The 23,634-nt window shown below is 69.1% G+C and carries 24 protein-coding genes and 1 riboswitch; of the genes, 11 read left to right on the top strand and 13 right to left on the bottom strand.

Features of this window, described 5'->3' with window-relative positions; all coding sequences use genetic code 11:
• The first annotated feature begins 39 nt into the window (after positions 1–39).
• Positions 40–1,428, top strand: coding sequence for an ATP-binding protein (locus ACGFU7_RS24310; RefSeq protein ID WP_393698189.1), 1,389 nt, complete (start codon positions 40–42; stop codon positions 1,426–1,428).
• On the opposite strand, the gene ACGFU7_RS24305 is transcribed toward ACGFU7_RS24310, so the two are convergent.
• Complete coding sequence (locus tag ACGFU7_RS24305; RefSeq protein ID WP_393698187.1) at positions 1,409–2,230, bottom strand: hypothetical protein; 822 nt, start codon at positions 2,228–2,230, stop codon at positions 1,409–1,411. The genes ACGFU7_RS24310 and ACGFU7_RS24305 overlap by 20 nt on opposite strands.
• Before the next feature lie 162 nt (positions 2,231–2,392).
• Here ACGFU7_RS24305 and ACGFU7_RS24300 point away from each other — a divergent pair, with 162 nt between their 5' ends.
• Positions 2,393–2,848, top strand: a complete 456-nt coding sequence (locus ACGFU7_RS24300) for a calmodulin-binding protein (RefSeq protein ID WP_393698185.1) — start codon at positions 2,393–2,395, stop codon at positions 2,846–2,848.
• Between the two features lie 104 nt (positions 2,849–2,952).
• Here the strand turns inward: ACGFU7_RS24300 and ACGFU7_RS24295 are convergent, their stop codons facing one another.
• Positions 2,953–3,186 carry a hypothetical protein gene (locus ACGFU7_RS24295; protein ID WP_393698183.1) on the bottom strand — a complete coding sequence of 78 codons (234 nt, stop codon included), beginning with the start codon at positions 3,184–3,186 and terminating at the stop codon, positions 2,953–2,955.
• The gene (locus ACGFU7_RS24290) at positions 3,176–3,424 is read right to left on the bottom strand and encodes a hypothetical protein (RefSeq protein WP_393698181.1); all 249 of its coding nucleotides are present in this window, start codon (positions 3,422–3,424) and stop codon (positions 3,176–3,178) included. The genes ACGFU7_RS24295 and ACGFU7_RS24290 overlap by 11 nt, the downstream gene beginning before the upstream one ends.
• 114 nt (positions 3,425–3,538) lie before the next feature.
• Between ACGFU7_RS24290 and ACGFU7_RS24285 the strand changes: the two genes are divergently transcribed.
• Positions 3,539–4,381, top strand: coding sequence for a helix-turn-helix domain-containing protein (locus tag ACGFU7_RS24285; protein ID WP_393698179.1), 843 nt, complete (start codon positions 3,539–3,541; stop codon positions 4,379–4,381).
• A complete protein-coding gene (locus ACGFU7_RS24280; protein ID WP_393698177.1) occupies positions 4,362–4,628 on the top strand; it encodes a DUF397 domain-containing protein in 267 nt (88 codons plus the stop codon). The genes ACGFU7_RS24285 and ACGFU7_RS24280 overlap by 20 nt, the downstream gene beginning before the upstream one ends.
• A gap of 60 nt (positions 4,629–4,688) precedes the next feature.
• On the opposite strand, the gene ACGFU7_RS24275 is transcribed toward ACGFU7_RS24280, so the two are convergent.
• A complete protein-coding gene (locus ACGFU7_RS24275) occupies positions 4,689–6,050 on the bottom strand; it encodes an erythromycin esterase family protein (RefSeq protein WP_393698175.1) in 1,362 nt (453 codons plus the stop codon).
• A gap of 295 nt (positions 6,051–6,345) precedes the next feature.
• On the opposite strand from ACGFU7_RS24275, the gene ACGFU7_RS24270 reads away from it, so the two are divergent.
• On the top strand, positions 6,346–7,932 hold the full coding sequence (locus tag ACGFU7_RS24270; RefSeq protein ID WP_393698173.1) for an adenosine deaminase: 1,587 nt from the start codon (positions 6,346–6,348) through the stop codon (positions 7,930–7,932).
• 63 nt (positions 7,933–7,995) lie between these two features.
• Here the strand turns inward: ACGFU7_RS24270 and ACGFU7_RS24265 are convergent, their stop codons facing one another.
• Complete coding sequence (locus ACGFU7_RS24265; protein ID WP_393698171.1) at positions 7,996–8,388, bottom strand: winged helix-turn-helix transcriptional regulator; 393 nt, start codon at positions 8,386–8,388, stop codon at positions 7,996–7,998.
• A gap of 160 nt (positions 8,389–8,548) precedes the next feature.
• Between ACGFU7_RS24265 and ACGFU7_RS24260 the strand changes: the two genes are divergently transcribed.
• Positions 8,549–9,394, top strand: a complete 846-nt coding sequence (locus ACGFU7_RS24260; protein WP_393698169.1) for an NAD(P)H-binding protein — start codon at positions 8,549–8,551, stop codon at positions 9,392–9,394.
• Positions 9,395–9,511: 117 nt separating this feature from the next.
• Here ACGFU7_RS24260 and ACGFU7_RS24255 read toward each other — a convergent pair whose 3' ends face one another.
• Entirely contained in the window at positions 9,512–9,976 is a 465-nt protein-coding gene (locus tag ACGFU7_RS24255; RefSeq protein ID WP_393698167.1) for an RICIN domain-containing protein, read from the bottom strand.
• A gap of 409 nt (positions 9,977–10,385) precedes the next feature.
• On the opposite strand from ACGFU7_RS24255, the gene ACGFU7_RS24250 reads away from it, so the two are divergent.
• The gene (locus ACGFU7_RS24250; protein ID WP_393698165.1) at positions 10,386–11,300 is read left to right on the top strand and encodes a hypothetical protein; all 915 of its coding nucleotides are present in this window, start codon (positions 10,386–10,388) and stop codon (positions 11,298–11,300) included.
• 124 nt (positions 11,301–11,424) lie between these two features.
• The gene (locus tag ACGFU7_RS24245; RefSeq protein WP_393698163.1) at positions 11,425–12,666 is read left to right on the top strand and encodes a hypothetical protein; all 1,242 of its coding nucleotides are present in this window, start codon (positions 11,425–11,427) and stop codon (positions 12,664–12,666) included.
• Between the two features lie 140 nt (positions 12,667–12,806).
• On the opposite strand, the gene groL is transcribed toward ACGFU7_RS24245, so the two are convergent.
• From groL to thrC, 4 genes are all read right to left on the bottom strand, one after another.
• Positions 12,807–14,429, bottom strand: a complete 1,623-nt coding sequence (gene groL, locus ACGFU7_RS24240) for a chaperonin GroEL (protein ID WP_037692815.1) — start codon at positions 14,427–14,429, stop codon at positions 12,807–12,809.
• Positions 14,430–14,773: 344 nt separating this feature from the next.
• Positions 14,774–14,980: a cold-shock protein gene (locus ACGFU7_RS24235; RefSeq protein WP_003967346.1), complete on the bottom strand. Its 207-nt coding sequence runs from the start codon at positions 14,978–14,980 to the stop codon at positions 14,774–14,776.
• 435 nt (positions 14,981–15,415) lie between these two features.
• Positions 15,416–15,694, bottom strand: a complete 279-nt coding sequence (locus ACGFU7_RS24230; protein ID WP_093895830.1) for a MoaD/ThiS family protein — start codon at positions 15,692–15,694, stop codon at positions 15,416–15,418.
• A gap of 29 nt (positions 15,695–15,723) precedes the next feature.
• The gene (gene thrC, locus ACGFU7_RS24225) at positions 15,724–17,034 is read right to left on the bottom strand and encodes a threonine synthase (RefSeq protein ID WP_393698160.1); all 1,311 of its coding nucleotides are present in this window, start codon (positions 17,032–17,034) and stop codon (positions 15,724–15,726) included.
• Positions 17,035–17,052: 18 nt separating this feature from the next.
• Positions 17,053–17,180: riboswitch (SAM riboswitch) on the bottom strand.
• A gap of 153 nt (positions 17,181–17,333) precedes the next feature.
• On the opposite strand from thrC, the gene ACGFU7_RS24220 reads away from it, so the two are divergent.
• Both ACGFU7_RS24220 and ACGFU7_RS24215 read left to right on the top strand, forming a co-directional pair.
• Positions 17,334–18,284: a glucosyl-3-phosphoglycerate synthase gene (locus ACGFU7_RS24220; protein WP_393698225.1), complete on the top strand. Its 951-nt coding sequence runs from the start codon at positions 17,334–17,336 to the stop codon at positions 18,282–18,284.
• 54 nt (positions 18,285–18,338) lie between these two features.
• Positions 18,339–19,730 carry a trehalose-6-phosphate synthase gene (locus ACGFU7_RS24215; protein ID WP_393698158.1) on the top strand — a complete coding sequence of 464 codons (1,392 nt, stop codon included), beginning with the start codon at positions 18,339–18,341 and terminating at the stop codon, positions 19,728–19,730.
• A gap of 4 nt (positions 19,731–19,734) precedes the next feature.
• Here the strand turns inward: ACGFU7_RS24215 and otsB are convergent, their stop codons facing one another.
• The 3 genes from otsB to ACGFU7_RS24200 all read right to left on the bottom strand — a co-directional run bounded on the left by otsB (position 19,735) and on the right by ACGFU7_RS24200 (position 22,372).
• A complete protein-coding gene (otsB, locus tag ACGFU7_RS24210) occupies positions 19,735–20,613 on the bottom strand; it encodes a trehalose-phosphatase (protein ID WP_393698156.1) in 879 nt (292 codons plus the stop codon).
• A gap of 154 nt (positions 20,614–20,767) precedes the next feature.
• Positions 20,768–21,034 (bottom strand): DUF3263 domain-containing protein, encoded by a 267-nt coding sequence (locus ACGFU7_RS24205; protein WP_393698154.1) that lies wholly within the window; start codon positions 21,032–21,034, stop codon positions 20,768–20,770.
• Between the two features lie 39 nt (positions 21,035–21,073).
• The gene (locus ACGFU7_RS24200; RefSeq protein WP_393698152.1) at positions 21,074–22,372 is read right to left on the bottom strand and encodes an ABC transporter substrate-binding protein; all 1,299 of its coding nucleotides are present in this window, start codon (positions 22,370–22,372) and stop codon (positions 21,074–21,076) included.
• Between the two features lie 274 nt (positions 22,373–22,646).
• Here ACGFU7_RS24200 and ACGFU7_RS24195 point away from each other — a divergent pair, with 274 nt between their 5' ends.
• Positions 22,647–23,555, top strand: a complete 909-nt coding sequence (locus ACGFU7_RS24195; RefSeq protein ID WP_393698150.1) for an SIS domain-containing protein — start codon at positions 22,647–22,649, stop codon at positions 23,553–23,555.
• Positions 23,556–23,634: the final 79 nt, after the last annotated feature.

Here is a 23,634-nt window from a genome sequence, read left to right as displayed (position 1 = left end):
GCCGCATCCGACCAGAGGCCCCGATGAACCGGTGAACCGATGAACCGCTACCTCACCCCCCGCACCCTCCGCGGCCGCCTCGCCCTGATGGCCCTCGCCACCAGCGCCCTGTGGATAGGCGTCCTGACCACGGTCTTCAACATCGCCCTCGACAACCGGCTCCACGGACAGGCCGACGACGTCCTGCGCACCCGCGCCGAGGCCGTGGCGGCGACGGTGGACGTACGACCGGACGGCCGGCTCGTCGTCCGGGAGCCCACCGAGGACCGGGCCCTGGACGTCGGGGTCTGGATCTTCCAGGGCGACACGGTGATCGAGAAGCCCCCCACCGCGCCCGCCGGCCTGGAGGTCCAGGCATCCCGCCTCGCCGGACGGCGCGAGACGTTCGCCGACACCGAGGGCCCCGGGTCATGGCGGCTGTACGCCTTCCCCGTCGACGCCCCTGCCCGGCAGGGCCACACACCCACGCAAGCCGGCACCGTCGTCAGCTCCGTGAGCCTCGACCCGTACCGCAGCACGGCGGACACCGCCCTGGTCGGCTCGATAGCGCTGGCCGTGCTCCTGCTGGCCACCATCTATCTCCTGACCCGCCTCGTCGTGCGACGGGCCCTTCGCCCCGTCGCCGCGATGAGCGAGCAGGCCACCCGGTGGAGCGCCGCGGGCGCCCCCGAACGGTTCGGCGCCGAGGGCAGACCCGCCGAGCTCGCCGCGTTCGCCACCAGTCTGGATGCCCTGCTGGACCGGCTGGCCGCCGTCCTGCGCCACGAGCAGCAGCAGGCCGCCGAGCTCTCTCACGAACTGCGCACCCCGCTCGCCCGCATCGCCGCCGAAACCGAGTGGCTGACCGGACGCCCGCGCAGCACGGAGCAGCAGGAAACCTCCCTGGAGGCCATCGCGGGCGCCGCCGCGACGATGCGGCAGATCTGCGACTCGCTGCTCTCGGAGGTCCGTACCCGCAATGCGCAGACCCCCGGCCGCTCCCGCTTCTTTGACATCGCGCACCGCCTGGCGGAACGCAACGCGGCCCTGTTCCCCGATGCCCCACCGGTGACCGTCACAGCGGACAGCACCACAACCGACAGCGCACCCGACGTGAGCATCGGCGTGTCGGAGGACGTCGCCGAGCGCATCCTGACGCCGCTCCTGGACAACGCCCGCCGCTACGCCGCCCGCTCGATCACCCTCACCTGCACGGTGAGCGCGGGCGAGGTCACGGTGTACGTCTGCGACGACGGCCCCGGCGTCCCGGAGGACTTCGTCGCCTCACTCTTCGAACCCGGCCGCCGTGCCCGCCCGGAGGACGGACACGACGGCGCGGGACTCGGTCTGGCCCTGGCCCGACGGCTGGCCAGGGCCGCGGGCGGCGACATCGCGCTGGACGCCGCGGCCCCCGGCGCACGCTTCGTCGTCACCCTTCCTGCGGGCTGACCACCACCGCCTCCGCCACATCGCGCCGGGTCCGGGTCAGGAAAACGACGAGACCGAGGATGACGACGAGGAACAGGACGCTGGTGCCGACCGTGCCCAGCCCCAGCCCGCCGTCCGCCGTGGGCTGCGACAGGTAGTCGCCCAGCGAGGCGCCGAGCGGCCTGGTCAGGACATACGCGATCCAGAACGACCACACCGCGTTGAAGTCCAGCGTGCGGTGCGCGAGCGCCACGGCCGCGATCAGCGCGGCGAACACGACCGCGGAGAGCCAGTACCCCAGGTCCAGCTTCTCCGCCGTGAGGTCGCCCGCGGACGTGCCCAGAGCGAAGGTGAACAGGATCGCCAGCCAGTAGAACGCCTCGCGGCGCGTCGTCCGGATCGAGTGGATGGACAGCGTCCGCTCACTCGCGTACCAGGCGAAGAACGTGACGGTGAGCGCCACCGCGAACACCACGGTCGTGGTCTGGAGCGGAACGCCGAGGTTGTCGGTCAGGTTGTCGCTGATCAGCGTGCCGACCACGCTGATCAGGACCACGGACAGCCAGTACAGGCCCGGCACATAGGCACGCGCCCGGAACTGGAAGACGAGGGTGGCGACCAGCAGCGCACTCATCAGGTACGAGGTGTTGGTCAGCCCCATGCCCAGATTGTCGTTGAGCAGATCGGCCGCGGTCTCACCCACGGTGGTGCACAGCACCTTGATCACCCAGAAGTAGAGGGTCACTTCCGGGACCTTGTTCAGCATCTGCCGCGCTTGGGAGCGCGTGCCGGGCGCGGACGTGCCGGTCATGTCGGTTGTCATGGAACGGCACGCTGGCAGGACCTCCCTGAACTTTTCCTGACTGCGCTCAGCGCGGGAGTGACCACCGATTGTGACTTTACGCGGTCGATACATTACATTGCGTCACGAACGGCCATGATCATCACGGCTCGTCATGCACCACTGGAGATCCTCGTGCGACACATGTTCACCAAGATCGGAAGCCTCGCCGCCGTAGCGATGCTCGCCTTCACCGTGGCCCAGCCGGCCCAGGCCACCCAGCAGAGCGAGGGGGCACAGCGCGCCGCCGCTGTCGCGCCCGCGTACTTCGAGATGACCGACATCACCCGGAGCACGTTCATCGTGAAGCTGGTGGAGGGGCGCGAGATCCAGCACGCCAGGGACCTGGTGAGCGGCGCCACCGACGACGAGCCGCACGTCATCGGCAGGATCAAGAAGTACCCGGCCTCGTACAACCCGGGCTGGAGCTACCACTTCGACCCGGCGTCGGTCCACTTCTTCGACTACGCCTTCGAGGTCTGCGACGCGACAGTGCCGTACGTCGAGGAGCACCTCGACGAGGCCGGTGGCCCCTTCCTGCCCGGCCTCATCTTCTGCCCCTGGACTTCGGAGCTCGTACGTGAAGTCCCGGCTCCGTAAGGCAGGTTGACCGGGCCGACCGGCCCGACCGAAGGGCGGCACCCATCCAGGGCGTCGCCCTTCCCCACGTCCGCCGCCGCATCAGGCTTGACGAGCGGAGACCGTCACGGCAGCCGCCCCTCCCGATTGACCTCCCTGACCCAGGCCCGCAGCACTTCCCCGAGCGGGGCCGGGCGCACCGACTCCGGCGGACAGTCCCACTCCACACCGCCACCCGGCGCCCGCAGCTGTACGCAAGGCCCGACGCACCCCATCACGCGCCCCACCCGCCCATCCCGCGTGTCCACCGCGAACGACCCCGGCTCGGGCGCACACGGCTCAAGCCCCTCACCCGTCATGACCGGCCAGCCCCTGCGCCTCCAGCACCACACTCAGCCGCAGCGCCGTGTCGAGGTTGCACCGGCCGAGGTCGACCAGCGGCGACACCGGTTCGTTCCCCGCACACGACACCGGGTCGATCCGCAGCGAGGGCAGCGTGATCCCGAGCCCGGAAAACCCCTCCTTCAGCCGCGCCACAGCGTCCTCCGCCGCCCGCACTCTGCCCTCTGCCGCCCTGCGCCGTTCCGTCGTCGTCATGATCCATCCCTTTCCACGCTGAGTAATGACAATGCATACCCAGCGTGTCCAACACGTCGCTAGCCTGGAAGAGGCGCAGAACCAACAACCGCACGTGTGTCACAGGGAGTTGTCATGCCAGGCCCCAAGAAACTCGACCCCTCCTCCTCTCCACGCGCCCTGCTCGGCGCAGAACTCCGCCACAGAAGAGAGGGCAAGGGCCTCTCCCAGGAGGATCTGGGCCTCCCGCTCTTCGTCAGCGGCTCCTTCATCGGACAGCTGGAGTCCGGCACGCGACGGATGCAGGTGGATCAGGCCCAGAAGCTGGACGAGATCCTGAAAGCGGACGGGTTCTTCGCGCGCAACTGCGTTGCACTGAAGAAGTCGAAGTACCCGGACCACTTCGCGGAAGCGGCCGAGGCGGAGGCCGTGGCAAAAAGGATCAAGGAGTACGCGCCGCTGCTGATCCCGGGCCTGTTGCAGACGGAGGCTTACGCGAGGGCGGTGTTCAGGGCGTACCAGCCGACGGCGCCGGAGGAGGAGATCGACAGCCTGGTGGCGGCACGGCTCGAACGCGGCCAGCTCCTGGACGATCCAACAACGCCAATGTTGTGGACGGTTCTTGACGAGGCCGTATTACGTCGCTGCTCGGGCGGGCCTGCGGCGATGGAAGAGGCACTGCGACACATCGCAGCGCTGATCCGACGCCACCGGATCATCGTGCAGGTGATTCCCTTCAGCGAGGGTGCACACGCGGCCATGGACGGCGGCTTGAAGCTGATGTCGTTCTCCGACGCACCTCCGCTCGCCTATCTCGACGGGCTCGGGTCAGGCCAACTGCTGGACGAACCGGGGCCTGTCGCTCGCTACGAACTGACTTACGATCTGCTTGCGGCCAGCGCATTGTCACCGGAATTGTCCCTGGCTCTGATCGAGTCGGTGGCGGAGGATTACGCCCATGAAGATCAGCAGTTCTGACTACGACCTGTCCTCAGCGACCTGGCACAAGTCCTCACACAGCGGCGGCGACGGTGGCAACTGCCTCGAAGTCGCGACCTGGCGGAAGTCCACGTACAGCGGCGGCGACGGCGGCGACTGCCTCGAAGTCGCCGACGGCCACCCCGGCATCGTCCCCGTACGCGACTCCAAGGTGACCGAGGGCCCGACCGTCGTGTTCCGGGCCGCCGCCTGGGCCTCGTTCGTCACGGACCTCAAGCACGCCTGAGAGGTTTCGCGACCGTCGGTGGGCAGCCGCGACGGGGCGGCCGACGAGGCGGCGGGGCCGTTACGGCTTCAGCTTGTCGGCCTCCCGGACCTCGTGGAGGTGGATGAGGACGTCGAAGGACTTGGCGATCGCGATATCGCGCGGCTCGTAGGGGAACTGCGTGCCGAGGTTGAGCGTGGGCCGGGCAACGTTCAGCCAGGCGCGCGCCGCGGCCGGGGCCTTGCGGACGTCGAGGTAGAAGTCCCGGTAGCGGACCTGGTCGAGGGTGTGCTCGTTCCTGCCGGGCCCGGCGGCGTCCACGGTGAACTTCTTCCAGTCACCGCCGAGCGCGCCGTCCTTCGACAGGAAGGAGCCCCGGTCGAAGGTGAAGCCGATGGGGAGGTAGTCCTTGCCCATCGTGTCGCGCAGGAACGACCCCTGCGTCTTGGAGTACATCTCGGGATCGCCGGCGACGTAGCCGACGTGGTCGTTCTGCGCCGACAGCAGGATCTTGTCGCCGGTGTGCTGCTGCCACCAAGTGACGTTCTGGGCCATCACCTCGTCGCGGAAGCGCTCCAGGGTGTTCACCGACTCCGGATCGTCGGGGTTCAAGGTGAGGAACTTGGCGGTCTGGGCGATGGAGCGGGCGTTCTGCTCGGCCCAGTCGAACGCGTCTCCGCCGGAGCCCTTCTGGCTGCTGACCAGTTCCAGGGCCTGCTGCGCGTTGGCGGCGAGCCGCTGCCGTTCCGCGAGCGGCTTGCCCAGGTAGGCGAAGACGTCGTCGATGGGCCGCAGGCCGGTGTAGAGCTCGTTGAGCCGCGCCAAAACGTCCGGGTGGTTCTCCTGTACGTAGCCGGTCACCCGGCCGAAGAACGCGTCGTTCAGCGAGGGGGCGCCGATGTCGTCACCCATGAAGTGGACGGGGCGGTCGGGGTGGTGGCGGTTGTAGTCGCGCATCCACTCGATGAGGCTCACGAACTCCTCGCGTTCCCACGGGGAGTTGGCCAGCGTCTCCTTGGCGATCTTGCGGGCGTCGCCCTTGCCGGTCTGGAGGTAGTCGTCGATCTGGAGTCCCGCGGACCAGCTCAGCTCCAGGGCGAAGGTGGTGAAGCCCTTCTTCTCGACGAGGTGGCGGAAGACCCGCTCCTTCATGGTGAAGAACTCGTGGGAGCCGTGGGTGGCCTCGCCGAGGCCGACCACCTCGGCGTCGCCGACCATCACGGACAGGGCTCGCAGGTCGGCCGTGTTCCCGCCGGGCTCGGTCGAACGCAGCGGGTGGGCCGCCTGCTCCAGTGCGCGTACCGGGTTCTGCTTCCCGTCGGCCATACCGGCCGTATCGGCTGTGGCGGCCTGGACCGCCACAGGAGTGAGGACCGCTCCCATCGCGACCGCCGCCGTCACCAGCAGTCCCCGTCGGCTGATGCGCTTGTGCTGCCTAGCCATGCTGTTTACCCCTCGACTTGCGTTGTGCAACTTGAGAAGGATCATCGCCTGAGAATCCGTTGCCGCGCGCTGGGGACAGCTTCCGAACCCTTCCGGGGGTAAACCCCCCGCACGAAGTGGAGCAGGGTGGATGGTGAACGAGAGCAGAAGTCGTCGCCTCCGAACCCGAGGTTGTAGAAGCCACGTGCGGTCGTGCCAAGTGGCGTGACCGCTCGCGCACTCGATCGGGTGGACGTTTCCGGCCATAGATGCGGTTTGGGTGAGAAATACCCTCCCCGGACGCGATCATTCGGCCGTGATCTCATCAATCCGGACGGCTCACCGTCCCAAGTCCCTGATCCCGGCCGGGCTCGGCGTACTCGCCGTGCTGTCCCTGCTGCCCGCGGTCCCGGCCGCGGCCGCACCCGTCAAGGCTGACGCGTCGCCCCGCGCGGTGACCTCCGCCGAGCGCAGGACCGCCGCGTACCTCGACTCGTTGCAGGGCAGGCCCGAGAGGCTGAAGGACTTCTTCAAGGCACTGCCCAAGGGGGGTGACCTCCACAACCACCTGTCGGGCGCGGCGCAGACCGAGTTCCTGATCAAGCTCGCGGGCGAGAAGGGGCTGTGCATCGACGCGACGATGACGGCTGTCGCGCCGCCGTGCGGACCCGGCAAGAGGCCCGCCGTCGACGCGCAGACGGATGCCGCGTTCCGGCAGCAGATCGTCCGGGCCTGGTCCATGCAGGACTTCCCGTCCGATCAGTCCGGGCACGACCACTTCTTCGACACCTTCGGCAAGTTCAGCCTGGCGACCTGGGACCGAGGCAAGCTGCTCGCCGACGTGGCCGACACCGTGGTCGAGCAGAACCAGTTCTATCTGGAGACCATGGTCACCCCCGCGTCGGAGAGCACCAAGCAGCTTGCCGACGCCGTGGGTTACGACCCCGACTTCGCCGCCTTCCACCGCAAGCTTCTGGCCGACGGCCGGCTCGACCGGGTCGTGGACGATGCGGTCCGGGAGGCCGACGCCGCCGACGCACAGTTCCGGGTGGCCGCGCACTGCGACACCGCGCGCCCCGATCCGGGCTGCAGGCTCCCCGTCAGGTGGATCTCCCAGGTGTCCCGGGGCAGCACCCCGGCACGGGTGTTCACACAGATCGCGGTCGGCATGCGGCTGGCGGAGCGCGACCCGAGGTTCGTCGCGGTCAACCTCGTACAGCCGGAGGACGGGGAGAGCGCGCTGCTCAACTACAGCCTCCAGATGCGGATGCTGAACTATCTGCGCGGCCGGTACCCGGGCGCCCACCTCACCCTCCACGCCGGTGAACTGGCCCCCGGCCTGGTCAAGCCCGAGGACCTGACCTTCCACATCCGCGAGGCCGTACTCGTCGCCGGAGCCGAACGCATCGGACACGGCGTGGACCTCGTCCACGAGGACGACTGGCGGCAGCTCGCCCGGACGATGGCGCGACGCAAGGTGGCGGTCGAGGTGCCGTTCAGCAGCAACAAGCAGATCCTCGGCATCGCGGGCGACGACCACCCGTTCAACGCGTACCGCCGCTACGGCGTCCCGGTGGTCCTGTCCACCGACGACCCGGGGGTCTCGCGGATCGACATCAGCCACGAGTACCAGTACGCCGCCAGGACGTACGACCTCGGCTACACCGAGCTGAAGGACCTGGCCCGCGCCTCGCTGGAGTACGCGTTCCGCAACGGCCGCAGCCTGTGGGACTCCGGCTCCGCCCCCTCCGGCTACCACCTGGTCGCCGCCTGCTCGGGCAACCGGCCCGGCACCGACCACCCGAGCACACGCTGCGCCCGCTACCTCGCCGACAACCCGAAGGCAGCGACCGAGTGGCGCCAGGAGACGGCCTTCGCCACCTTCGAAGCCCGTCACCGGTAACCGCGCACAGCACACGTCCGGGCCCGGGGCTCAAGTCCCCGGGCCCGGACGCATGTTGTCCGGCTACCGGGCCAAATCGGTGTCGTAGCCGTGCCGGGCCACCTCGACCTTGTCGAGGTTGGTGGAGGCCCATTCCGCGAGGTGGGCGAAGAGCGGGGCGAGGCTGCGGCCGAGCTCGCTGATCTCGTACTCGACCCGAGGGGGGACCTCCGGGTGGTAGGTGCGCACGACCATGCCGTCGCGTTCGAGCTGCCGCAGCCGCTGGGTCAGCACCTTCGGCGTGATCCTGGTGATCCGGCGTTCCAGCTCGACGAACCGTTGCCGACCGTGCATGTTGAGGGTCCACAGGATCGGTGTGGTCCACCGGCTGAACACGATGTCCACGACCGGGCCGATCGGACAGGCCTGTTCGGGATCGGCCGACGCGGATTCCATCAAGGTTGCGCTGTCCGCCATGCGGATCCCCTCGGGGTAGTTCGGGGTAGTCACTTTCCTCTAGGTACCTACTATACCGACGGTGTTAGCTTCACGGGGTCGCAGCGAGTTCACCCCGCCCCGCGACGTTCTCGCCCGCTCGGGCGTGAACAACCACGTTGAAACAACACGGGAGTTGGCCATGATCGTAGTGACGGGAGCGACCGGCAACGTCGGTCGACCGCTCGTGCAGGCACTCGCGGCAGCCGGTGAGCAGGTGACGGCAGTGTCCCGGAGCGTCTCGGACGCGGCCGTGCCGCAGGGCGTCCGGTACCGACAGGCCGACCTGTCCGACCCAGAGAGCCTCCGGCCTGCCTTCGACGGCGCTGACGCACTGTTCTTGCACGACACCGGCGCCGGTGCGCACCTGCTGAGCCCACGGGACATCCTCGACGTCGCGAAGACCGGCGGGGTGGGACGGATCGTGCTGCTGTCCTCCCAAGGAGTCGCAACCCGCCCGGAGTCGGCCTCCCACGGGAGCTTGGGACGGTCCATCGAGGACACTGTCCGGCAGTCGGGCATGGACTGGACGATCCTGCGGCCCGGTGGCTTCGCCTCCAACGCCTACGCCTGGGCCGAGTCGGTCCGTGCCCGACGGACCGTCGCCGCACCGTTCGCCGACGTCGGCCTGCCGGCCATCGACCCGGCCGACATTGCCGAGGTGGCCGCCGCGGTCCTGCGCGAAGACGGCCACGCCGGACGGGTATACGAGTTGACCGGGCCCGCCCTCAGCACGCCCCGGCAACGAGCCGAGGCGATCGGCGACGCGCTCGGCGAGCCGATCCGGTTCATCGAGCAGACCCGCGACGAGGCCCGTGCGCAGATGCTGCAGTTCATGCCCGAGCCCGTGGTCGGGACCACCCTCGACATCCTCGGCAAGCCCAACCCCGCCGAGCAGCGCATCAGCCCCGACGCCGAGCGGATCCTCGGCCGCGCGCCCCGCACCTTCGCCGACTGGGCCCGGCACAACATCGCCGCCTTCCGGTAGGGCATACAGCCGAACTGGCGGGAGCCCGGCCATCGGCCCTGCCGCGACGGAGAAAACCGCCCCGTGCCGGGAAGGACGTTCCCGGCACGGGGCGGCTGCATGATCGGCGAACAGGTACTAGCCGAGCCGCTCCAGGATCCACTGGGGCCCGCCGTCGTAGCTGATGATCGCGCGGCTGCCCTGCGTGGTCAGGTGGCCCAACTCGCCCCGGCCGAGGGCGATGGCGACCGGCCCTTCGTCGGGCGCGCCCTGGATCGTCCACCGGTCGGGGTGGTTGTCGCACTCGGCGACCCACACGGCCGGCGGGTAGATCCGGATCGGCGAGAGCGCCAGGCAGCGGCGTTCCCCGCGCGCCTCGACGATCTGGGCCAGACCGTCGCCCTGGTTGCGGATCTCCCACACGGTGCCGGGGTTGCAGGGCTCGATGTGGCCGCCCAGCGGGCCTTCACCGCCCGCCAGACACGCGCCGCTGCGTACGTCACGGATGAAGTAGGCGCCGTCGTCGGCGGCCTGAGCGGGAGTCGCCAGCGCCGCCAGGGCGACAGCGGACACGGCGAGGGAGAGGATCGAACGAATACGCACGGGACTCCTCGTACGAGAGAGAAACACTGGGAGACGGGCCAAGGGCAGCCCTGCGTCCCAAGATCACAAACATGTGCGGCCGTTCACACGCTCCCCAGGCCCCCGGCCCGGCTTTCCACCCCAACGGCGGCGGCGCACGCGAATCACACGCGGCGCACTCGCGCCACTCCCGCGCGCCCCCACCAGGCGAAATTCCCCGGAGCTCAAGCCGCGAAGTCCGAGCGCTCTTTCCGAGGAGCGGGAGGTGGGCCACTTCCCACCCACCCTCCCTGCCCGGAGAGTTGACTTTTCGTGACCGGCTTGCCACGGATGGTGGCGACGCTCTAGCGTTCCGAATAACGAACAACCCCCGCCGGGTGCAGGAACACCTGACGGGGGTTTGACCACCTCGATCGTTAGGCCCGATCTGATGGCTGACAGCCAGCATAGTGCTGCCCCGTGCGCCCCGCACGTATCCCTGCCCGCGCTCCCGCACCCGATGGCCAATCCTGGTTACGGCAAGCGTTCCGCACCCGCCCAACACCCCCGCACCGTTCGCGATTTCGCGCATCTGCCGCCCCGTGAGGCGTCCATCGCCGCGTATATCGACCGGCTGCCCGAGGGCGCCGACATCTCCGTGAAGACGCTGGCCAAGGTCCTCCCGTACGGCCAGTGCGCGCTGCGGACCGCCCTCAACCGGCTCCAGGACGCCGGGCACCTGCGGCGCGGCAGCGAGTGCGTCGCCAATGACGAGGTCCTGCTCTGGGTGACCCGCACGTTCTTCTCCCGTACCGCGCGAAACGACGACTGGTGGGCGGCGTTCACCCGGGGCGACGCACCTCCGGAGCAGCAGAACCAACACCCCACCCGTTTCCGGGCGTTCGTACTGCTGGCCGCACTGGGCCGTTCCGCGCCCGCCCTCACCCTCTCGGCGGCGGACTGCGCGGCGCTGGAACCGCAGGTCACCGACTGGTTCGAGCGCGGCGCCACGGAGGCGGAACTGCTCCACGCCCTCACCGACGGCCTGCCCACCCCCGTCCACCACGCGGCGGCCCTCGTCCGCAGGCGGCTGACCGACAAGATGCCACCCGAACGAGTCACTCCGGCACAACAGCGGACGGTGTTGCGCGCCCTCGAATGCAGCGAGTGCCGCGCACCCGGCAGCGCGGAGGCCCTGATCGGCGGCCGATGCGGACCATGCCGGGGCAACCCCGTCGACGTGCCCACCGGGCCGGCCGGAACCGTTCCGGCCATGGGCGTACGCGACCGCATGAGCGAGGTCCGGGCAGCAATGACCCCACGATCCGAGCGGATTGTTCACCCGCGCCGCTCCCGCCGCCCGTGATCGCGGGGTGCCCGAAACCGGCTCCCACCTGGGAGTGATTTGATCCACTTCTCCAGCCGGATCGCTACTCCATGTGTTCCCATTGGCACTCGTAGTAACGAATCAGTGCAAAGGGGAACGAATAATGTCCGAACCGACCCACGAGCAGATCGTCTCGGAGCTTCTCAGCAAGCCCGCCATCACTCTCGCCCCCGGCCCCCGCCTGGACGCCGAGAAGCACGGCGCCCTCCCGCTGCCGCCCAGCACCGTGTGGGACCTGCCGGGCGGCACCGCCTGGGTGTATTTCGCCGAGGGGCACTCGGGTCTCGTACGGCCCGTGATCTTCGCCGACGGCTTCAACACGGGGCCGAGCAGCCTGGACTTCTCCTGGGAGATCATGGAGTTCGGCGACTACGCGCTCATCAGCGAACTGCGCCGCCGGGGACACGACGTCATCATTCTCGGCTTCCATGAGCGCAGTGCATCGATTCTGGACAACTCCAAGACCGCGCAGGCCGCGATCCAGCACGCCATCGCGGAGCGGCAGGGCCACGCGCCGCTGGCCGTCGGCGGGTTCAGCATGGGCGGGCTCGTCACCCGGCACGCGCTGGCCAAGATGGAGAGCCAGAGCATCGACCATCAGACCGCTCTGTACTTCTCGTACGACAGCCCGCACCGGGGCGCCTGGATCCCGATCGCGCTGCAGGCGTTCGCGCACTACATCAAGGATCTCGACAGCCGGTTCTCCGACCAGATCAACAGCCCGGCCGCCCGTCAGCTGCTGTGGCGGCACATCGGGAAGTGGGACGGGACGCCGGGCCGGAGCGACGAGCGTGCCGCGTTCCTCGCGGAGATGGAGGCCATCGGCGAATGGCCGCGCCGGCCGCGGCTGGTCGGTGTCGCCAACGGCACGGCCGACGGCGTCGGCACCGATGTGCAGGCCGGCGAACTGGCCCTGGAGGGCAAGGGTCTGTCGGTCGCGGGCACCAAGCTCTACACCCAGTCCCCGGGCGACAACGAACTCGTCGCGAAGCTGCGGGTGGTGACGCTGAAGACCAACGAGGTGCGTACGTCCGGACTCCCGTCGATCGACGGCGCACCCGGCGGCTCGCTGGAAGGGTTCGGCATCCTCGCCGACGGGTTCAACGCCCTCAACCCCATCCTCGGGTTCAAGACCGACGCACGTATCCGCTCGCACTGCTTCGTCCCGGCCGTCAGCGCGGTCGACGTCGGTGATCTGGACACGGACGAGGAGCTGTACAAGGACATCTCCGCGCTCCCGCCGGGTGCCAGTGGGCTCGACGAGTTCAAGCTCGCGTCCCAGAACGAGGGCCACACCCTCGTGACCGAGGAACTCTGCACCTGGCTCCTCGACCGGCTCCCGTAGGGCGGGACAGCGCGCGCCCACGGTGCTCCGGCGGGCATCGTGGGCGCAGCCCGTCCCGCAGAGAACGACATCGGCCCCCGGGGACGAATCCCCGGGGGCCGATGCGGCAAAGCTGTACAGGAACTACCGATCCGTCAGGATCAGAAGTCCATGTCACCGCCCGGCATGCCGCCCGGAGCGGCCGCAGAGGCCTTCTCCGGCTTGTCGGCGATGACGGCCTCGGTGGTCAGGAACAGCGCGGCGATGGACGCGGCGTTCTGCAGGGCGGAGCGCGTGACCTTCGCCGGGTCGAGAATGCCCTCGGCGATCATGTCGACGTACTCGCCGGTCGCGGCGTTCAGACCGTGACCGATCGGCAGGTTGCGCACCTTCTCGACGACGACTCCGCCCTCAAGACCACCGTTGACGGCGATCTGCTTGAGCGGGGCCTCCAGCGCCAGCTTGACGGCGTTGGCGCCGGTCGCCTCGTCACCCGAGAGCTCCAGCTTCTCGAAGACGGCCGAGGCCTGGAGCAGAGCCACGCCACCACCGGCGACGATGCCCTCCTCAACGGCGGCCTTGGCGTTGCGCACCGCGTCCTCGATGCGGTGCTTGCGCTCCTTGAGCTCGACCTCGGTCGCGGCACCGGCCTTGATGACGGCCACGCCGCCGGCCAGCTTCGCGAGGCGCTCCTGGAGCTTCTCGCGGTCGTAGTCCGAGTCGGAGTTCTCGATCTCGGCACGGATCTGGTTGACGCGACCCTGAACCTGGTCGCTGTCACCGGCACCGTCGACGATCGTGGTCTCGTCCTTGGTGATGACGACCTTGCGGGCGCGGCCGAGCAGGTCGAGACCGGCGTTCTCCAGCTTGAGGCCGACCTCCTCGGAGATGACGGTGCCACCGGTGAGGATGGCGATGTCGCCGAGCATGGCCTTGCGGCGGTCACCGAAGCCCGGGGCCTTGACGGCGACGGACTTGAAGGTGCCACGGATCTTGTTGACGACCAGGGTCGACAGGGCCTCGCCCTCGACGTCCTCGGCGATGATCAGCAGCGGCTTGCCGGACTGCATGACCTTCTCCAGCAGCGGAAGGAGGTCCTTCACGTTGCTGACCTTGGAGTTCACGATCAGGATGTACGGGTCGTCGAGAGACGACTCCATGCGCTCCATGTCGGTGGCGAAGTACGCCGAGATGTAGCCCTTGTCGAAGCGCATACCCTCGGTGAGCTCCAGCTCCAGACCGAAGGTCTGGGACTCCTCGACGGTGATGACGCCTTCCTTGCCGACCTTGTCCATGGCCTCGGCGATGAGCTCGCCGATCTGGGTGTCGGCGGCGGAGATGGAGGCGGTCGAAGCGATCTGCTCCTTGGTCTCCACGTCCTTGGCCTGCTCCAGGAGGGCGGCGGAGACGGCCTCGACGGCCTTCTCGATGCCCCGCTTGAGGGCCATCGGGTTGGCACCCGCGGCGACGTTGCGAAGGCCCTCGCGGACGAGAGCCTGAGCGAGAACGGTGGCGGTGGTCGTACCGTCGCCGGCGACGTCGTCCGTCTTCTTGGCGACCTCCTTGACCAGCTCCGCACCGATCTTCTCGTACGGGTCCTCCAGCTCGATCTCCTTGGCGATGGAAACACCATCGTTGGTGATCGTGGGGGCGCCCCACTTCTTCTCAAGGACGACGTTGCGGCCCTTGGGGCCAAGGGTGACCTTGACGGCGTCGGCGAGCTGGTTCATGCCGCGCTCGAGACCGCGCCGGGCCTCCTCGTCGAACGCGATGATCTTGGCCATGTGAAGTGGTCCTCCCGGACAGGGGTGGATTTCTCCGGACCGAGTGGCGCCCGCGACGGACGGCCTGCCTGACCGGTGGTTCCTTGCCCCACCGGACCTGCGGGCCTCACCGGCCCGGTCCAAGTTCTGTCACTCTCACCTGGAGAGTGCTAACGCCAATGATTAGCACTCGCCCCCGGAGAGTGCAAGCGTCCCCCTCGGGATGTGGACAAGGGATGCGGGCAACGACAGCCACTCGCGGGTGGCTGCGGACACGCACGCGGACGCGGACGCACGGAGGGCCCGTACCCCAGGGGTACGGGCCCTCCGTGCGTGAGTAGTGTCGTTGGCCGACCGCGCCGAGCTCAGCCGACGGCGAGCTTGACCATGTCCGCCTGCGGCCCCTTCTGGCCCTGCGAGATCTCGAATTCAACTCGCTGACCCTCTTCGAGGGTGCGGTATCCGTCCATCTGGATCGCGCTGTAGTGGACGAAAACATCCGCACCACCGTCGACCGCGATGAAGCCGTACCCCTTCTCCGCGTTGAACCACTTGACGGTGCCCTGAGCCATGCCTAACTCCCCTATTACTGGCCCTTGCACAGGACCGCACTTCGCGGGCCCGGGTCAGAACTCACCCTCCGACAGGAGAGGGTGCGTGCGCCGGAACGCGTCGACCGCGGCCGAATGTATCTGCCCAACTGCCGTCTGCAACAGGTCAATCGGACGAGAATTCTGGGCAGCACCGAACGCCCGAATAGGGGGAATTCATGAGATTCCTGGGCAAGTCGGGCCAGGCAAAGGCGACTTATGGCGCAAGAAGATCGAACACTTTGGCTGCATCTTGTCGTGGCCGGGCGCATTCTCATATGCGGGCGGCACGGGCAGCTCGGGGGACTTCCCTCACTCTACCGCGTTCAACCATGCAGAATTGCCCCCTCCGCTTCTCTCGCGGAGGGGGCAATTCCGATAAAGCCGTGAAGTCGTCCGGGGAAACCGGACAGGGGGTCAGCAGCCGCCCGCGACCGCCGGAATGATCGAGATGCCCGCGCCGTCCGGCGTCGCCGCCTCCAGGCCGCCCTCGAAGCGCACGTCGTCGTCGTTGACGTACACGTTCACGAAGCGGCGCAGCTTGCCCTGGTCGTCCAGGACGCGGGCGGCGATGCCCGGGTGGTTCTGCTCCAGGGACTCGATGACCTGGGAGAGGGTCGACCCCTCGGCCGGGACCTCGGCCTGGCCGCCCGTGTAGGTGCGGAGGATGGTGGGGATGCGGACCTTGACGCTCATGGTGGGTGCCTTTCTTCGGTCTCGGGTGGTCAGCTGGTGGCGAGGCCGGCGGCGCGGAACGCGTCCAGGCTCGGGCGGATCGTCGCGGTCGCCTGCGACGTGGCGGCCACCGCGTCCAGGGTCTTGAGGCCGTCACCCGTGTTGAGGACGACGGTGGTCAGCGCCGGGTCGAGCAGACCGGCCTCGATGAGCTTCTTCGTCACGCCGACCGTCACCCCGCCCGCCGTCTCCGCGAAGATGCCCTCGGTGCGCGCCAGCAGCTTGATCGCGTCGACGACCTGCTCGTCGTTGACGTCCTCGACCGCGCCGCCGGTGCGGCGGGCGATGTCCAGGACATACGGGCCGTCGGCCGGGTTGCCGATCGCCAGGGACTTGGCGATCGTGTTCGGCTTCTGGGGCCGTACGACGTCGTGACCGGCCTTGAAGGCGGTGGAGACCGGGGAGCAGCCCTCGGCCTGGGCGCCGAAGATCTTGTACGGCTTGTCCTCGACGAGACCGAGCTTGATCAGCTCCTGCAGACCCTTGTCGATCTTCGTGAGCTGCGAGCCGGACGCGATCGGGATGACGATCTGGTCGGGCAGCTGCCAGCCGAGCTGCTCGCAGATCTCGTACGCCAGGGTCTTGGAGCCCTCGCCGTAGTACGGGCGCAGGTTGACGTTGACGAAGCCCCAGCCCTCGCCGAGCGGGTCACCGATGAGCTCCGAGCAGAAGCGGTTGACGTCGTCGTAGTTGCCCTCGATGCCGACCAGCTCACCGCCGTACACCGCGGCCATGACGACCTTGCCCTGCTCCAGGTCGTGCGGGATGAACACGCAGGAACGGAGACCGGCGCGGGCGGCGGCGGCGCCCACCGCACCGGCGAGGTTGCCGGTGGAGGAGCAGGAGAGGGTGGTGAAGCCGAAGGCGCGGGCGGCCTCGACGGCGATGGCGACGACGCGGTCCTTGAAGGAGTGCGTCGGGTTGCCGGAGTCGTCCTTGACGTACAGGCCGCCGGTGATGCCCAGCTCGCGGGCGAGGTTGTCGGCCTTGACCAGCTTGGTGAAGCCGGGGTTGATGTTGGGCTTGTCCGCGACATCGGCGGGGACCGGCAGCAGCGGCGCGTAACGCCAGATGTTGTTGGGTCCGGCCTCGATGCGCTTCTTCAGCTCGTCGGGGGTGCCGCTCGGCAGGTCGTACGCCACTTCGAGCGGCCCGAAACAGGACGCGCAGGCGAAAATGGGACCGAGCTCGAAACGCTCGCCGCACTCGCGGCAGGAAAGCGCCGCGGCGGGACCGAGATCAACAGCTTCGGCAGCTTCGGCGGAAGAATTGGTGCTTACTGCAACAGTCTGCACGGCCATGATGGCGGAGGCCCTTTCTCCTCATCTTCCTTGCGACGCATTTCGCCACAAGACGGAATTGGCACCTTCCCCACCGTGACCTCGCGGTCGGCGGGAGGGTTGCCGGGACTTCAACGGGCCGTTCCCTCAGTCCCTCTGGATGAGCGCTGTGGCACTGGATCATCGATCCAGGCATTTATTGGCGGACGGACCCCGACATGCGATGGCCATCCGCGTTGTTCAAGACTGTAACCGAAGCACCGGACAGTTGAGATAGTCGTCCGAACCGCGAGATGGATCACATACAGGGAGTATCGACCGTGCTGGAAGAGGCCGAACGCTGGCTGGCCAGGCGTTCCTGGTCGGCAGCCGACCGCCCGCTGGACCGGCTCATCGCCGCCAAGGCCCGCGACCCGCGTCGCGGAAGCGTGAGCGTCGTACTGCCTGCGCTGAACGAGGAGGCGACGGTCGGCGAGATCGTCGCGACGATCCGGCGCGAGCTGATGGAGAAGGTCCGGCTGGTCGACGAACTCGTGGTGATCGATTCCGGTTCCACGGACGCCACCGCGAAGGTGGCCCGGGAGGCCGGCGCCCGGGTGGTGCACCGGGACGAGATACTCCCCCGGATACCCGCCGTGCCCGGCAAGGGCGAGGTGCTGTGGCGGTCGCTCCTGGTGACCGGCGGTGACATCGTCTGCTTCATCGACGCCGATCTGAAGGACTTCTCGGCGGACTTCGTCTCCGGCATCGTCGGCCCGCTGCTGACCGACCCGGACGTGCAGTTCGTGAAGGCGATGTACGACCGCCCCTTCGGTGACACCGCAGGTCAGGGCGGTCGTGTCACCGAACTGGTGGCCCGTCCGCTGCTCAATCTGCACTGGCCGCAGCTGGCCGGTTTCGTCCAGCCGCTGGGCGGGGAGTACGCCGTACGCCGCTCCCTCCTCGAACGGCTGCCCTTCCCCGTCGGCTACGGAGTGGAACTGGGCCTCCTGGTCGACGCGCTGCACACGGTGGGTCTGGACGCGCTGGCCCAGGTCGATGTGGGGGTGCGCAAGCACCGCCACCAGGACGGGCAGGCGCTCGGCCGGATGGCGGCGGCGATCTACCGGACCGCTCAACTCCGTCTGTCCCGCGGTCATTTGGTGCGGCCTTCGCTCACCCAGTTCGAGCGCGGCGAGGACGGCTTCGTACCGCGTACCCATGCGGTGGACACCGAGGAGCGGCCCCCGATGCGCGAGATCGAGGAGTACGTTTCGCGCCGCGCGGCCTGACGCGGCCTGACTTCGCACGTTTGGGTGGTTCGTGATCGGGCTAGATTCCGCAACATGGTCTCCGAGCACGAAGCCCAGCCCGCTGCCCAGGTCCTCGTTGCGTCCAACCGCGGCCCGGTGTCGTACACCCTCGCCACGGACGGATCGCTCGACGCGAAGCGGGGCGGCGGCGGGCTCGTCTCCGGGCTGAGCGCCGTCAAGGACAAGCTGTGGGTGTGCGCCGCGCTCGGTGACGGGGACCGGGAGGCGGTCCGGCGCGGGGTCGGTGAGCAGGGCGTACGGATGCTCGACATCGACGCGGCCGTCCACGCGGACGCGTACAACGGCATCGCGAATTCGGTGCTCTGGTTCGTCCACCACATGCTGTACCAGACGCCGCTGGAACCGGTCTTCGACGCGGAGTTCCGGCGGCAGTGGGCGTCCTTCGAAACGTACAACCGGGCCTTCGCCGAGGCGCTCGCCGAGGAGGCGGGCCGGGGTGCGGCGGTGCTGGTGCAGGACTACCACCTGGCGCTGGTGCCCGGCATGCTCCGCGAGCTCCGCCCCGACCTGCGGATCGGCCACTTCTCGCACACCCCGTGGGCGCCCGTCGACTACTTCCGCCTGCTCCCCGACGACATCGCCGAGCAGCTGCTGCACGGCATCCTGGGCGCGGACCGGGCGGCCTTCCTGACCCGGCGCTGGGCGGACGCCTTCATCGGCTGCTGTACGGAGATCCTGGGCGGCACCGGGCGGACCAGGATCGGGGTGCACGGGCTCGGCGCGGACGCGGACTTCCTGCGCGGGCGCGCGCACGAGGCGGACGTGGACGAGCGGATGGCGGCGCTTCGGGAGCAGGTCGGCCCCGGGCGGAGGACGATCGTACGAGTGGACCGAACGGAACTGTCAAAGAACATCGTGCGCGGCCTGCTCGCCTACCGCGCGCTCCTCGACGAGCGGCCGGAATGGCGCGAGCGCGTCGTCCATGTCGCCTTCGCGTACCCGTCGCGGCAGGACCTGGCGGTGTACCGCGACTACACGGCGGAGGTGCAGCGGGTCGCCGACGAGATCAACGCCGTGTACGGCACGACGGGCTGGACGCCGGTCGTGCTCCACGTCAAGGACGACTTCGCCCGCTCGCTCGCCGCGTACCGGCTGGCGGACGTGGCGCTCGTCAACCCGATCCGCGACGGCATGAACCTGGTCGCCAAGGAGGTCCCGGTCGTCTCCGACCACGGCTGCGCGCTGGTGCTGTCGCGGGAGGCGGGGGCGTACGAGGAGCTGGGCAGCGACGCGGTCGTGGTGAACCCGTACGACGTGTCCGCGACGGCGGCGGCGCTGCACGAGGCGCTCATGATGGCGGACGACGAACGGGCCGCGCGCACGGAGCGGCTGGCCGCGGCGGCGGTGGCGCTGCCGCCGCAGCAGTGGTTCCTGGACCAGCTGGACGCGCTGCGGCGGGAGTGAGGCGTCAGATCCGTTCGGCCAGGGCTGCCAGGAAGGCGACGACGGCTCCCGGGCCGGTCAGCAGCAGATCGGCCCGCTCGGCCAGTTCGGGCACTTCCGCGCTGCCGCTGCAGACCAGCAGGCCGGGGATGCCGTCGGGGCCCCCGGCGCGGAGCTTCTCCACGGCGGCGTACGCGGCGAGGTCGCCCAGGTCGTCACCCGCGTACAGGACGGACTCGGCGTCCGTCTCCCGTACGTACTGGGCGAGCGCCACACCCTTGTCCATGCCCGGCGGGCGCAGCTCCAGGACCAGGCGGCCCGGTTCGACGATCAGCCCGTGCCGGGCGGCGAGCTCGCCGAGGGGGCCGCGCAGGGCCTCGAACGCGGCCTGAGGGTCGGCGGCGCGGCGGGTGTGGACGGCGAGCGCCTGGCCCTTCTCCTCTATCCAGGTGCCGTGCCACGAATCGAACCGGTCGAGCACGCCCGGGAGTTCGGCGCGGACCGCGGCGACGCCGGGGTGCGGGGCGGGGGTGTGGACCGTGCCGGACACGGCATCCCAGCGTTCGGCGCCGTAGTGGCCGAGGACGACGAGGTGGTCGAGCCCCGGCACCCCGGCGAAGCCCCCGTACCGGACCGCGACGCCGGCCGGGCGGCCGGTGATCACCGCGATGGAGGCCACTTTCGGGGCGAGCGCGACGAGCGCGTCGACGGCGCAGGGGTGGGCGCGGGCCTGTTCCGGGTCCGGGACGATGTCGGCGAGCGTCCCGTCGAAATCGAGCGCGATGACCGCACGGTCCGGGCGCGCGAGGATCGCGGCGAGAGCTTCTCGGCCGGATGGGGTGGTGGGGATCGGGAGCTCGGACGGGGTTTCGCTCGGCGCGGGTGCTTCCGGGTTGCTGCCCATGAGGGGAGCCTATAGCGGGGTGCGGGGGTTGGGGGCGCCTGCGGCGGGCCTGTTCCCCTACCCGCCCCTTCCCGAACCCGGGGTTCCACCCCGTCGGACCCCGCGCCTCAAACGCCGGCGAGGCCGAAATTCACGCCGCACCCGGGAACGCCCCTCAGCGGCGCCCCCGTCTCGCGTCGCGTACCCGGCGCAGGCGGTTCACCGTCACCGGGTCCTCCTCCAGCGCGCGCCGGTCGTCGAGGAGCGCGTTCAGCAGCTGGTAGTAGCGCGTGGGCGAGATGCCGAGCTGTTCGCGGATCGCGCGCTCCTTCGCCCCCGGCCCGGCCCACGACTGCCGTTCGACGGCGAGCACGGCACGGTCCCTGTCGGAGAGACCGACGGGGCCGTCCGTGTCGTCGGGGCCATTCGGAGGGGCGGTCATATCAGCCAACATATCGCCCGGCCGAAGCGCCGCCGGCCGTTACTCCGCGTCCTCCGCCGCCCTCGCGTCCTGCGCGATCTTCCCCAGCACGCTCTCGGGGCGCCCGCTCGGCGCGACCGCGTTGCCGATGTTCTCCTTGATCGACTCGCTGGCCCGCGCCCAGGACGTCTTGCCGAACGGGTAGAACTCCGAGTTCGGCAGCGCGGCCAGGAACTTCCACAGCGGCTTGTACTTGGGGTCGGACTCCATCGCCGCGGAGGCGCTGTCGGTGACCGGCAGCAGGTCGTACTCGTCGGCGAAGTCGATGACGTTCTTGTCGGTGAAGAGATAGTCGAAGAACTTGCCCATCTCGACACGGTGACCGCGCTGCTTGAAGCCCATGATCCAGTCGGCGACGCCCATCGACCCCTTTGTGGGGCCACCGATACCGGGCAGCGGCACCATGCCGACGGAGACGCCCTTCTTCTCGGCCTCCTGCATCAGCGTCGGGTGACCGTTCAGCATCCCGACCTCGCCGCGCGTGAACGCGTCGAACGCCTTGCCGCGGTCGAGCTTGCCGGGGGCGACGGGGCCCACGAGGCCCTTGTCGACCAGGTTCGTCTTCAGCCAGTCGAACGTCTTGATGTTCTCGGGTGAGTCGATCTCGTACGAGTCGACGTCGTCGATGTAGCCGCCGCCCCCGCTGAGCAGCCACATCATGGTCTCGGCCTGGGACTCCTCCGGACCGAGCGGCAGAGCGATCGGGTACGTCACACCGCGCTGCTTGAGCACCGCCGCGTCGCTGCGTATGTCGTCCCAGGTCTGCGGGGCATCGAGGCCCGCCCGGGCGAAGAACTTCTTGTTGTAGAAGAGCAGCCGGGTGCTGGCGACGAACGGCAGTCCGTACTGGGTCTGGTCCACGCTGCCCGCAGCGGCGAGGCGCGGCAGGAAGTTGGCCTGGGTGGGGATGTTCAGCATCTCTTCGGACCGGTAGAGCTTGCCGGCCTTGGCGTAGTCGGCGTACGCGCCGATCTGGGCGATGTCGGGGGCCTGCCCCTTCTTCACCATCTCGGCGACCTTGCGGTCGACGTCCTTCCACGAATAGACGCTGACATCGACCTTGATGCCGGGGTGGGACGCCTCGAAGCCCTTCACGAGCTCGGCCCAGTACTTCTTGGAGCTGTTGGCCGCGCTGTTGCCGTAGTCCGCCGCGACGAGCTTGAGGGTGACATCCCCCGATCCGCTGCTGCTGCCGCCGCATCCCGACAACGTTGCCGTCAATCCCAGTGCGGCCACCGCCGCGGTCAGTCCCAAGTAGCGCCGCTGCACAGCCCAGTCCGTCCTCGTCCATTGCGTCATCCGCGCCGGCCACGTCCTCGTGGGGCATTCCGGATGAGCTGCGATCCTCTCCCGAGCGATCGCCGGAGGTCTACTCCACCGGTATATCGCTTTCGCAACGTAACCGGACCCGTGGCCGGTTGGCGCGCGGGGGCATTGCCCTTGACCTGCGCACACTGCTAAGTAGGTTTCGACGCAAGGCTGTTCATGGTCCAGACCTTTGCACCGCTGCTGTCCCGCACCGCCCGCATCGTTACCGTTCCACTCCGTTCCTCGCCGCAAGGAGCCGTCCAGCATGTCGCGTACCGCATCAGAAATTGCCACCCAGCCCAGCTGCTGGCGACGTGCCGCAGAGGCGGGGGCGGTGTTCGACGGGCTGCCGCGGCCGGGTGAGCGGGTCGCCGTCACCGGGTGCGGCACCTCCTGGTTCATGGCGATCGCGTACGCGGCGCTGCGCGAGGCGGCCGGGCAGGGCGAGACGGACGCGTATCCCTCGTCGGAGTTCCCGGCCGGGCGGCCGTACGACCGGGTGGTGGCGATCACCCGCTCCGGTACGACGACCGAGGTGCTGGAGCTCCTCGGCGAGCTGCGCGGCAAGGTCACCACCGTCGCGCTGACCGCCGACCCGAAGACGCCGGTCATGGACGCCGCCGACGCGGTGGCCGTACTGGACTGGGCGGACGAGGAGTCGGTCGTCCAGACCCGCTTCGCCACCACCGCACTGGCCTTTCTGCGGGCCGGCCTGGAGGCGTCGGGTCCACTTCCGGCCGGGGTGAAGACGGTCGCCGCCGCGGCGGTCGACGCGGAGCTCGCGGTGACGGAGCCGCTGGACGAGGCGGTGGTCTCGGCCGAGCAGTGGACGTTCCTGGGGCGCGGCTGGACGTACGGCCTGGCCCAGGAGGCCGGGCTGAAGATGCGTGAGGCGGCGGGCGCCTGGACGGAGTCGTACCCGGCCATGGAGTACCGCCACGGCCCGATCTCGATCACCGGACCGCACCGGGTGGCATGGGTGTTCGGTCCGCTGCCGGAGGGGCTCGCCGGTGATGTGGCGGGGGTGGGCGGGACGCTGGTCGCGCATGCCACCGCGGACCCGATGGCGGATCTGATCCGGGCGCAACGGCTGGCGGTCGAGCTCGCGGAGTCGAAGGGGTACGACCCGGACCACCCGCGCAACCTCTCGCGCAGCGTGATCCTTTCGTCCTGAGCCCATTGCCGGGTCCACTGCCGCCGGGTCGCAGGACCGATTTTGTATGGGTGCGCAACAAACCGCGATAGTGGACTAG

The organism is Streptomyces sp. NPDC048473, from assembly GCF_043200155.1.
In the GTDB taxonomy this organism is placed as follows: domain Bacteria; phylum Actinomycetota; class Actinomycetes; order Streptomycetales; family Streptomycetaceae; genus Streptomyces.
This window is presented reverse-complemented; position numbering and strand designations above follow the sequence as displayed.